The 10,895-nt window shown below is 74.6% G+C and carries 9 protein-coding genes; 5 read left to right on the top strand and 4 right to left on the bottom strand.

The genetic code is table 11. The annotated features are described in order from the left end of the window. Positions 1-89: 89 nt before the first annotated feature. The gene (locus tag ACI799_RS07435) at positions 90-1,427 is read left to right on the top strand and encodes a D-arabinono-1,4-lactone oxidase (RefSeq protein WP_456612755.1); all 1,338 of its coding nucleotides are present in this window, start codon (positions 90-92) and stop codon (positions 1,425-1,427) included. Positions 1,428-1,447: 20 nt separating this feature from the next. Here ACI799_RS07435 and ACI799_RS07430 read toward each other — a convergent pair whose 3' ends face one another. The 3 genes from ACI799_RS07430 to ACI799_RS07420 all read right to left on the bottom strand — a co-directional run bounded on the left by ACI799_RS07430 (position 1,448) and on the right by ACI799_RS07420 (position 4,941). Continuing rightward, positions 1,448-2,341, bottom strand: coding sequence for an oxidoreductase (locus tag ACI799_RS07430; RefSeq protein WP_456612754.1), 894 nt, complete (start codon positions 2,339-2,341; stop codon positions 1,448-1,450). 40 nt (positions 2,342-2,381) lie between these two features. After that, the gene (locus ACI799_RS07425) at positions 2,382-3,590 is read right to left on the bottom strand and encodes an MFS transporter (RefSeq protein WP_456612753.1); all 1,209 of its coding nucleotides are present in this window, start codon (positions 3,588-3,590) and stop codon (positions 2,382-2,384) included. A 169-nt stretch (positions 3,591-3,759) separates the two neighbouring features. Beyond that, positions 3,760-4,941: a zinc-dependent alcohol dehydrogenase gene (locus tag ACI799_RS07420; RefSeq protein ID WP_456596758.1), complete on the bottom strand. Its 1,182-nt coding sequence runs from the start codon at positions 4,939-4,941 to the stop codon at positions 3,760-3,762. 277 nt (positions 4,942-5,218) lie between these two features. Here ACI799_RS07420 and ACI799_RS07415 point away from each other — a divergent pair, with 277 nt between their 5' ends. Then, a complete protein-coding gene (locus tag ACI799_RS07415) occupies positions 5,219-6,670 on the top strand; it encodes a M23 family metallopeptidase (protein ID WP_456612752.1) in 1,452 nt (483 codons plus the stop codon). Between the two features lie 101 nt (positions 6,671-6,771). After that, positions 6,772-7,776: a cytochrome c oxidase assembly protein gene (locus ACI799_RS07410; protein ID WP_456587464.1), complete on the top strand. Its 1,005-nt coding sequence runs from the start codon at positions 6,772-6,774 to the stop codon at positions 7,774-7,776. 73 nt (positions 7,777-7,849) lie between these two features. Here the strand turns inward: ACI799_RS07410 and ACI799_RS07405 are convergent, their stop codons facing one another. Beyond that, complete coding sequence (locus ACI799_RS07405) at positions 7,850-9,448, bottom strand: MFS transporter (RefSeq protein ID WP_456596755.1); 1,599 nt, start codon at positions 9,446-9,448, stop codon at positions 7,850-7,852. Between the two features lie 76 nt (positions 9,449-9,524). Between ACI799_RS07405 and ACI799_RS07400 the strand changes: the two genes are divergently transcribed. Beyond that, on the top strand, positions 9,525-10,034 hold the full coding sequence (locus tag ACI799_RS07400) for a metallophosphoesterase family protein (protein ID WP_456612751.1): 510 nt from the start codon (positions 9,525-9,527) through the stop codon (positions 10,032-10,034). Then, positions 10,031-10,888 carry a putative RNA methyltransferase gene (locus tag ACI799_RS07395; RefSeq protein ID WP_456612750.1) on the top strand — a complete coding sequence of 286 codons (858 nt, stop codon included), beginning with the start codon at positions 10,031-10,033 and terminating at the stop codon, positions 10,886-10,888. The genes ACI799_RS07400 and ACI799_RS07395 overlap by 4 nt, the downstream gene beginning before the upstream one ends. Positions 10,889-10,895: the final 7 nt, after the last annotated feature.

Genomic DNA, 10,895 nt, shown 5'->3' with positions numbered 1-10,895 from the left:
CCGCGCGGTCGGCCGGGGCAAGAGCCCCGGAGCGGTTGACCGGCCGGTGCCGCACCCGCCAGAGTCCCCGCTCGACGGAGGGAGACCAGGTGAGCGAGCCGCTGGACCGGCCGCACGACCGCACCCGCTGGCGCAACTGGGCGGGCAACCAGCGTGCCCAGGTGACTGCGGTGCACCCGGGCTCCGCGGACGAGGTCGCGCAGCTGCTGACGACGGCGGCCGCCGCCGGCCGACGTGTCCGTCCGATCGGCAGCGGCCACTCCTTCTCCGGCATCGGGCTGCCCGAGGACGTCCAGCTCGTGTGCGACCGGCTGACCGGCGTCCGCGCCGTCACCGCGGACGGCCTGGTCACCGTGGGCGCCGGGACGACGCTGCACCGGCTGGGCGTCGAGCTGCTGCGCCGGGGGTGGGCGCTCACCAACCTCGGCGACATCGACCGGCAGACGGTCGCGGGCGCCCTGGCCACCGGGACGCACGGCACCGGGGCCCGGTTCGGCGGGCTCGCCACGCAGGTCCGCGCGCTCGAGCTCGTGCTGCCCTCCGGCGAGGTGCTCGTCTGCGACGCGCAGCGGATCCCGGAGGTGTTCTCCGCTGCCCGCGTGGGCCTGGGCGCGCTGGGGGTGGTGACGGCGGTGACGCTGCAGGCGGAGCGGGCGTTCGCGCTCCGGGCGGTGGAGGGACCGGGCACCCTCACCGCTGCCCTGGAGGGCTTCGACGAGCTGATGACCGCCACCGACCACGTCGAGTTCTACTGGTTCCCGCACACCGACGCGACACTGGTGAAGCGCCACACCCGCGTCCCGCTGGCCGACGGCCTGGCGCCGCTCCCGCGCTGGCGGGCGGTCTGGGACGACGAGGTGATCGCCAACGCGGCGTTCGCCGGGGTGGTGGCGGCGGGTCGCCGGGTGCCGTCGCTGGTGCCCTCGCTGGCGCGGGTGTCGGCGCGGGCCCTGGGCCCGCGCGCGTGGACCGACCACTCCCACCGCGTCTTCGTCAGCCGCCGGCGGGTGCGTCTCCTGGAGATGGAGTACGCCGTCCCCCGGGCCGACGCACCGGCGGTGCTGGCCGAGCTGCGGCGGGTGCACGAGGCCGGCGACTGGCGCGCGGCCTTCCCCGTCGAGGTGCGGCTGGCCGCGGCCGACGACGTCCCCCTGTCGACGGCGTCCGGCCGCGACACGGCCTACATCGCCGCCCACGTCCCCGCGGGCAGCGAGCCGGGCTGCTGGTTCGCCGCGCTCGAGCGGATCGCCGGTGAGGTGGGCGGCCGGCCGCACTGGGGCAAGCTGCACGGCCTGGACGCGGCGACGCTGAGCCGGCGCTACCCCCGGTTCGCCGAGTTCGTCGCGGTGCGCGACCGGGTGGACCCGGCGGGCGTGCTGTCGAACGGGTACCTGGACCGGGTGCTGGGGCCGGTGGCTCGCGGCTGAGGCGCACCACCGGCCACCGGTCAGTCGGCCGGGTCGGGGTCGCCGGTGCCGCCGATCCGGTCGAGCTCGGCGAGCTCCTCCGGGCCGAGCACCCGGGCGGCCGCCTGCAGGTTCTCCTCGAGGTGGGCCACCGACGAGGTGCCGGGGATGAGCAGCAGGTTGGGGGAGCGGGCGAGCAGCCAGGCGAGCGCCACCTGCATGGGCGTCGTCTCCAGCCTGCGGGCGACCGTCTCGAGGGCTGCGGACTGCAGCGGGCTGAACCCGCCCAGGGGGAAGAAGGGCGTGTAGGCGATGCCCTCGCGGGCGAGGGCATCGATCAGTGGGTCGTCGGCGCGGTGCACCAGGTTGTAGTGGTTCTGCACGCACACGACGGGGGCGATGGCCCGGGCCTCGGCGAACATCTGCGGCGTCACGTTGCTCACGCCGAGGTGCCGGATCAGGCCCTCCTGCTGCATGGCCGCCAGCGCCTCGAAGGGCTCGGCGAGTGAGCGCTGCACCGGCTCGGCGAAGCCGGGCATGCGGAGGTTCACCACGTCGAGCGCCTCGACGCCGAGGTGGTCGATGTTCTCCTGCACCGCCCGGCGGAGGTCGTCGGGGTCCAGGGCCTCCGGCCAGCCGCCGTCGGCGTCGCGGCGGGCGCCGACCTTGGTGACGATGACCAGCTCGTCGGGGTAGGGGTGCAGCGCGTCGCGGATGAGCTCGTTGACGACGGTGGGGCCGTAGTAGTCGCTCGTGTCGATGTGGTCGACGCCGAGCTCGACGGCGCGCCGCAGGACGGCGATGGCGGCGTCCCGGTCGGCCGGTGGGCCCATGACGTGGGGGCCGGTCAGCTGCATGGCGCCGTAGCCGAGGCGGCGCACCTCCCGGTCGCCGAGGCGGTAGGTGCCGGACTGCTCTGCGGTGCCGATGGTCATGCGGGCTCCCTACCCGTCGCGGCGGGGGTATGCGCGCCGCTCACGTCGCGACGGCCGGTTCGGCGGCCTCCGCGCCGACGGGCGTCGCGGGGAGCACCGTGGCCGGGTGGCGCCGGGCGTCGGCGCGGATGGCCAGCGCGATCCCCGCGCCGACCAGGGCCAGCCCTGCCCCCACCCACATCGGCGCGGTGAGCCCGAGCCCCTGCGCGATGACGAGCGCGCCGAGGGCGGCGCCGATCGCATTGGCGATGTTGAACGCGCCCTGGTTGGCCGCCGACACCAGGCTGCCACCGGGCACCTGCGCGGCGTCGATGACGGCGTTCTGGACGACCGGCCCCATTGCGAAGGACAGGGTTCCGAACAGCACCAGCAGCGCGACGGCGGCCACGGTGGACCGGGCGAGGAAGGAGAACGCGACCAGGATGCCGGCCATCGCCACCAGCCCGACCGCGACGAAGGAGAAGCCGTAGCGGTCGCCCAATCGTCCGCCGGCGAGCGTGCCGACCGTCGTCCCGACGCCGAAGAGCGCGAGAACCGGCGTCACCCACTGCGTCGGGATGCCGCCGAGCTCGGTGAGGATCGGGCTGACGTAGCTGTAGACGGCGAACAGCGCCGAGAAGCCGATCATGGTGAGCGCGAGGACGAGCCAGACCTGTCGACGCCGGAACGCGTGCAGCTCCGCGCGCAGATCGGTGGGCTCGCCGGCGTCGGCGGGCATCCACGCCAGCAGGCCGGCGATCGTCGCGACGCCGATCAGCGCGATCGCCGCCAGGACGATCCGCCAGCCGGCGTGCTGGGCGACGAACGTGCCCAGGGGGACGCCGACCACGTTGGCCAGCGTGAGGCCGGTGATCATCAGCGAGATGGCCCGGGTGGCGCGGTCGGGCGGGACCAGCCGGCGGGCGGCGACCGCCCCGACCCCGAAGAAGGAGCCGTGCGCCAGCGCGGTGAACACCCGGGCGGCGACGAGCAGTCCGTAGCTCGGTGCCACCGCGGACAGGGTGTTGCCGACCACGAACACGACCATCAGCGCGACGAGGGTCTGCCGCGGGGTGAACCGCAGCCCGAGCGCGGTGAGCGTCGGTGCGCCGACGACGACGCCGATCGCGTAGGCCGAGATGAGCAGGCCGACCGCGGACACCGAGACGTCGAGGCCGGCGGCGATCTCGGGCAGCATGCCCATCACGACGAACTCGGTGGTGCCGATGCCGAAGGCGCCGATGGCGAGGGCGAGCAGTCCACGAGGCACGCGAAGAACTCCGGGGGACACGGTGGGGAGCCGGCGGGCCGGGTGATCCCGGTCTGCCGATCAGCGGGGTGCTTGCGTGGTGCAGCGCGGGATCGCTGAGGTTGATGCCGGACCGGGGCGGTGGGACTGCTCACAGCGGGCGGGCGCGAGTGCGCCCGCCCGACTGCGGTCAGGGCTGGAGCAGCACCTTCACGGCGCCGTCCTTCTTCTGCCGGAAGTTCGCGTAGGCCTCCGGCGCCTGCTCGAGCGGCACCCGGTGGGTGGCGAACTCGTCCACGCCCAGCGGGTCGCCCTCCAGGAGCAGCGGCAGGATGTCGGGCACCCAGCGCCACACGTTGGCCTGCCCCATGCGCAGCTGGATCTGCTTGTCGAACATGCGCATGAGCGGGAGCGGGTCGGTGGCGCCGCCGTAGACACCCGACAGCGAGATGGTGCCGCCACGGCGGACCGCCTCGATCGCGGTGTTCAGGGCCGCCAGCCGGTCGATGCCGGCCACGGTCATGACCTTCTCCATGATCGCGTCGGGGACCAGGGCGCTGGCCTTCTGCGCCATCGTCGCCAGCGGCGAGCCGTGCGCCTCCATGCCGACGGCGTCGATCACCGAGTCCGGTCCGCGGCCGTCGGTCAGGTCGCGGACGCGGGCGACGACCTCGGCCTGCTCCGTGGAGTCGATGACGGTGATGCCGTTGCGCCGGGCCCGGGCCAGGCGCTCGGGCACGACGTCGGAGGCGATGACCTGTCCCGCGCCGAGGTGCTTGGCGATGCGCGTGGCCATGTCGCCGATCGGGCCGAGGCCCAGCACCAGCACGCTGCCGCCCTGTGGGATGCCGGCGTACTGCACGGCCTGCCAGGCGGTGGGCAGGACGTCGGAGAGGTAGACGAACCGGTCGTCCAGCGGGGCATCGGGCACCTTGATCGGCAGCGTGTTGCCGAAGGGCACCCGCAGGTACTCGGCCTGCCCGCCGGGGACCTGCCCGTAGAGCTTGGTGTAGCCGAACAGGGAGGCACCCATGCCCTGCTCGCGGTTCTGCGTGGTCTCGCACTGGGAGTGGAGGCCTTCGGAGCACATCCAGCAGGTGCCGCACGAGATGTTGAACGGCACCACGACGCGGTCGCCGGGCTTCACCGCGGTCACCTCGCGTCCGACCTCGCGGACGACCCCCATGGGCTCGTGGCCCATCACGTCACCCACCGACATGAACGGCGCCATGACCTCGATGAGGTGCAGATCGGACCCGCAGATACCGCTGGACGTGATCTCGACGATGACGTCGGTCTGCTCCTGGATCGTGGGGTCGGGGACGGTCTCCACCCGGACGTCTCCTCGGCCGTGCCAGGTCACTGCGCGCATACGACTTCTCCCTCGATCGGGCTGCGGAAAACGGGCTCCTGCCCGTACGTGAGCCGGATCGCGCCACTCTCAACCATCCACGGCGCGCCCCTTACGTTCCGTAAAGACGCCCTCACGCAACGACGAGAATGCGCGCCGCATCGCGGTGATCCGGTTCACAGAACTGCAGGTCAGTACCCCGGTCGTCAGATCACGAACCCATCACGCCGTGTTTACATGGGCCCCGCTCCTCTCCCCGGGAGTCGCTGTGCAATGTCCGCCGACGGAAGTCAGGTGCATGAGTTCGCTCCACCACGACCGCCTCCCCGAGGGGGGTGCGGTGCCGGCCGGAACGGTCGACGCCACGCTCGCCCCGGCCCGCTCCACCAGCGGGACGATCGAGGAGAAGGCCGCGTCCACGGTTCCGCCGCAGCGCCAGGGGAAGGCGCGCCGGGCGGGGGCCGGCCGGACGACCGATCCCACCGCCCGCCGGCGGGCCCGAGCCGCCACCGTCAAGGTCGCCGGCGCGACCGCGGCCACCGCCGCAGCGGCGACCCGGAAGGCGACCACGGCGGCGCGCGCTGCTGCCGCCGCCCGCAAGACCGCGAAGGCGCGCGGCCCGGAGACCCCGGCCCCGGGTGCGTCCGGGCCGCAGGCGGGAACGGTCGACCGGGCCTCGACGCCGGTCGCGGACGGGTCCACCACGGCGGAGGCCCAGGGCGTGCAGGCGATCGCCGCGACGGCGGCCGCCGAGACGCCGGTGCGGCGCCGCCCGACCCCCTACAAGCGGTCCGCCGTCGACCTCGCGGCACTGGCGCCGGTCACCGACGTCGCCGCGCTCACCGACGCCCCGGTGGTCGCACCCGACGCCGTCGTCGTCGTGAGGGACGCCCCGGCGCAGCCGGAGCGGTCCGCCCTGGCGCCGGTGCCCGCGGAGCCGGTCGTCCGGGTCGTCGGCACCCCGGGTGCCGACGCGGCCGAGGTCCTCGCGGCCGTCGCCACCGGCGGGCGTCGCTGGCTGGACCGCCGCCCGCCCGCGGTGCGGCGCCGCCCGGCGCTCTACCTCGCCGCGGTCCTCGTCGGCGCCCTCGGCCTCAGTGGCGCCTCGGTCGCCGGCCCGACGGAGGTCGCGACGGAGACGGTCAGCCAGTCGGTGAGCGTGGCCGAGCAGCTGGGCATCGACGGTTCCGCCGCGGCGCCGCGCGTCGACGAGGACGACACCTCCCGGCTGCGCGAGGTGGTCGCCAGCCGCAGCGCCCGCGAGACCGAGCGCACCGCCGCCGCGAACGCCCAGGCGGAGGCCGACCGGATCGCCCAGGAGGAGGCCGACCGCGCCGCCGCCGAGGCCGCCCGCCCCGCGGCGGTGCTCCCGGTCGAGGGTGGCCGGTTGACCAGCGGGTTCGGCGCGCGCTGGGGCACGCTGCACGCGGGCATCGACCTGGCCGCACCCATGCGCACGCCCGAGTACGCCGTGATGGACGGCGTCGTGCTCGAGGCCGGCCCGGCCGGCGGCTACGGGCTGGTGGTGTACATCCAGCACGGCAACGGTGACGTCACCGTCTACGGCCACATGGACGAGATCCTGGTGACCCCCGGCCAGGTGGTCCGCGCCGGCGACACCATCGCGCTGCTCGGCAACCGCGGTCAGTCCACCGGCCCGCACCTGCACTTCGAGGTGCACGTCGGCGGCATCGGCGGCGAGCCGATCGACCCGCTGCCCTGGCTCCGGGAGCGCGGCGTCCAGATCTGACCCGCGTCACTCCCGACGACGCCCCCTGCCGGAACTCCCGGCGGGGGGCGTCGTCGCGTGGGGAGGATCTCCGTGCTCCCCTCGGGGGAGCGCGGCGCGCGGTGGGACAGTGGGGTCGCACGACCGGCCGGCAGGAGGAGATCGCGGTGGAGCACGGGCACCACTCGGGCATGTGGGTCCCGGAGGACCCGCCGACCTGGGGGCGGATGTTCCTCCCGCACCTGGACGCCTGGTCGGTGCTCCCGGTGCTCAGCGTCATCGGGCTGGTCGTCTACCTGGCCGCTGTCGTCCGCCTGCGCCGGTCCGGGGTCAGCTGGCCGTGGTGGCGGACCCTCGCCTGGATCGCCGGCACCGCGTCGCTGTTCGCCGTCACCGGCACCTGGCTCAACGGCTACAGCATGGTGATCTTCAGCGTCCACATGACCCAGCACATGGTGCTGTCGCTCATCACGCCGCTGCTCCTGCTGCTCGCCGCCCCCGTGACGCTGGCGCTGCGCACCCTCCCGCGCGGCCGCGGGCCGGCCGGCGCCCCGCGGGCACTGCTCCTGGAGGCGCTGCACAGCCGGTTCGCCCGCGTCGTGGCCCACCCGCTGTTCAGCGTGCCGCTGTTCATCGCCAGCCTCTACGGCGTCTACTTCACCCCGCTGTTCGACTGGCTGATGTCGAGCCCGGTGGGCCACCAGTTCATGCTCGCCCACTTCGTCGTCACGGGGCTGCTCTTCTTCGGCCCGATCGTCGCGCAGGACCCGTGGCCGCGGACGCTCAGCCACCCGGGGCGGATGCTCGAGCTGTTCCTGCCCGTGCCGTTCCACGCCTTCTTCGGCGTGGCGATCATGATGGCCGGCTCGCTCGTCGTCGACACGTTCGCCGACCCGCCGGCGGGGTGGGGCGTGGACCCGCTCACCGACCAGGCGGTGGCCGGCGGCATCGTCTGGGCCTTCGGGGAGCTGCCCACCGTCCTGGTGCTCGCCGTCGTCTTCTTCTCCTGGGCCCGCTCGGACGACCGCCGGGCCCGCACGCTCGACCGCGCGGCCGACCGTGACGGCGACGCGGAGCTCGCGGCGTACAACGCCCGGCTCAAGGCGCTCGCCGAGCACCGGGCCTGACCGGTCCCCGGCGCGCAGCGGCCCGCGCCCGGAGGGGCGCGGGCCGCTGCGAGGGGCCGGGACGAGTTCCTTCTCAGCCGACGTGGACGACGGCATCGCCCTCGGCCGGCAGGTCCTCCTTGGTCGCCTTGATGAGCAACGCCGAGACGACGGCGCCCAGCAGCAGCAGCCCGGCGGCCCACGCGAAGGCCGTGGTGTAGCCCTCCACCTGCGCCGAGAGGCCCACCGACGGGTCTCGCGGGTCCGCACCCGAGGCGAGCACGTCGGCGGTGTAGGTGCTGATGGCGGCCACGGACAGCGAGGCGAGCACGGCGGTGCCGATGGAGGCGCCCACCTGCTGCGTGGCGTTCAGCATCGCGCTGGCCGCCCCGGCGTCGTGGACGCCGGCGCCCACCAGCGCCAGGTTCGACAGCGGCACGAACGTGAAGCCCAGGCCGAGCCCGAGCAGCAGCTGGCCGGGGAACGGCAGCTGCCAGAACCCGGTGTCCAGACCGACGAAGGACAGGGTGGCGAGACCGCCTGCGGCGAGCACGCCACCGAGGACCATGAGCGGCTTCGGCCCCACCCGGGGGACCAGCACGCTGGCCAGCCCCGCCGAGATGAAGACGCCGAGGGTGGTCGGCAGCGACGCCAAGCCCGCCATGACCGGCTCGTACCCGAGCACCTGCTGGAAGTAGAGGCTCAGGAAGAAGAACGCCCCCAGCAGCCCGGCTCCCACGAGCGTCGAGGTCAGGTAGGCGCCGCCCCGGTTGCGGTCGAGCACGATGCGCATCGGCAGCAGCGGGTTGCGCGTCCGCAGCTCCAGCAGGACGAACAGGGCGATCAGCACCAGGCCGCCGGCGATGAACAGCCACGCGAGACCGTCGGTCCAGCCGCTCTCCGGCGTCACCAGCGTCGGGATGCCCTGCGCCGCAGCCTCGGCGTTGGCGGCGGCAGCCTGGGCCGCGAAGGCCTGCGAGGCCTCGGCCACGCGGGTGAAGCCGTAGACGATCGACGCCAGGCCGAGGGTGACCAGGACGGCGCCGGGGATGTCGTAGCTGGTGTCGCCGGGAGCCTTGCTCTCCGGGACGATCGGGATGGCCAGCACGATGGCGAGGATCGCCACCGGCAGGTTCACCCAGAAGCACCAGCGCCAGTCGGCGTACTCGGTGAGGACACCGCCGAGCAGCAGGCCGATGGCCGAGCCGCCGCCGGCGATCGCGCCGTAGACGCCGAAGGCCTTGGCGCGCTCCTTCGGGTCGGTGAACAGGACGGTGAGCAGCGCGAGGGACGCCGGGGCCAGCAGTGCGCCGAAGACGCCCTGCAGGGCGCGGGCGCCGAAGAGCATCGTCTCGTTCTGCGCGACGCCGCCGAGCGCCGAGGCGACGGCGAAGCCCGCCGCGCCCACCAGGTAGGTGCGCTTGCGGCCCCAGAAGTCGGCGATGCGGCCGCCGAGCAGGAGGAAGCCGCCGAAGGTCAGGGTGTAGGCGGTCACGATCCACTGTTGGCTGGCCGCGCTGATGCCCAGGTCGGCGGTGACCGCGGGCAGCGCGATGTTGACGATCGTGGCGTCGAGGATGACCAGCAGGACGGTCATGGCGATGACGCCGAGCGCCAGCCACCGCTTCTCGTAGGGCTCATCAGCGGAGGTCGTCGCGCCGGTCGCGGCAGGGGAGGGCAGGGGTTCGGTCACGGGAAGTCCTCGGGTCGTGCGGAACGGGCCGGATCGCCGGCCGGGAGAGAAGGTAGCGGCCTGCAACGATGTCGTCGTGCCTGTTTCGCTGGTGTTCACCGCAGATACGCACGTCCCCAAGCGCGCGCGTGAGCTACCTCTCGGCCTGTGGTCGGCGATCGACTCCGCCGACGTGGTGGTGCACGCCGGTGACTGGGTGGACGTCGCCCTCCTCGACGAGCTGGAACGGCGGGCGCACCGCTTGGTCGCCGTCCACGGCAACAACGACCACGGGGCGCTGCGCGAGCGGCTGCCGGAGGTCGCCCGCGCCGAGATCGAGGGCATCCGGTTCGCCGTCGTGCACGAGACGGGGCAGGCCACCGGGCGCGAGGCGCGGTGCGCGGCGCGCTTCCCCGACGTCGACGTCCTGGTGTTCGGGCACAGCCACATCCCCTGGGACACCACGGCGCCCACCGGGCTGCGGCTGGTGAACCCGGGGTCGCCCACGGACCGGCGTCGCCAGCCGCACGGGACGTTCGTCACCGCGGTGGCCGACGCCGGCCGGCTGCGGGACGTGACCTTCCACGCGGTGCCCCCGCGGCGGTGAGCGCCGCACCGCTCGACCCCCGCGCGGTCGCCCTGCTCGCCTGCCCCGTGTGCGCCGCGCCGTTCACCGCGGAGCCGGACGGCTCGGGCCTGCGCTGCGCCGAAGGGCACCGCGTGGACCGCGCGCGGCAGGGGCACCTCACGCTGCTGCCCCCGGGGCGCCGCCCGCCGACCGGCGACTCCGCCGAGATGGTCGCCGACCGGGTGACCTTCCTCTCCGCCGGCCACTACGACGGCGTGACCGCGGCCCTGGCCGCAGCCGTCCGCCGGCCGGGGGAGCCCGCGACGCTGCTCGACCTGGGTGGCGGCACCGGCCACCACCTGGCCCGGTTGCTCGACGTCCTCCCGGACGCCACCGGCGTGGTGCTCGACGCCTCGCGCTACGCCGCCCGACGGGCGGCGAAGGCCCACCCGCGCGCGGTCGCCGTGGTCGGGGACACCTGGGCCCGGCTGCCGGTGCGCGACGCGGCGGTGGACCGGGTGCTGGTCGTCTTCGCCCCGCGCAACGGGCCCGAGATCGCCCGGGTGCTGCGCGCGGAGGGGCGGCTGGTCGTGGTGACGCCCGGCCGCGACCACCTCGCCGAGCTCGTCGGGCCGCTGGGCCTGCTCCGGGTCGACCCCGGAAAGGCCGAGCGGCTCAGCGCGACGCTGGAGCCGCACCTGGCGCGCGAGGACGCGCACCGCCACCGCCAGACCCTGGTGCTGGACCATCCCGCGGTGGCGACGCTGGTGGGCATGGGGCCGCACGCCCGGCACCTCACGGCCGCCGCTCTCGCGGCCTCGCTGGCGCGCTTGCCGGCCGCCGTGCCGGTCACGATCTCGGTCGACGTCGCCACCTACCGGCGGCCCGGATGATCCTCGC

The organism is Blastococcus sp. SYSU DS0753 (assembly GCF_054051175.1).
The sequence above is the reverse complement of the archived record's forward strand: the minus strand, read 5'-3'. Positions and strand labels throughout refer to the sequence as shown.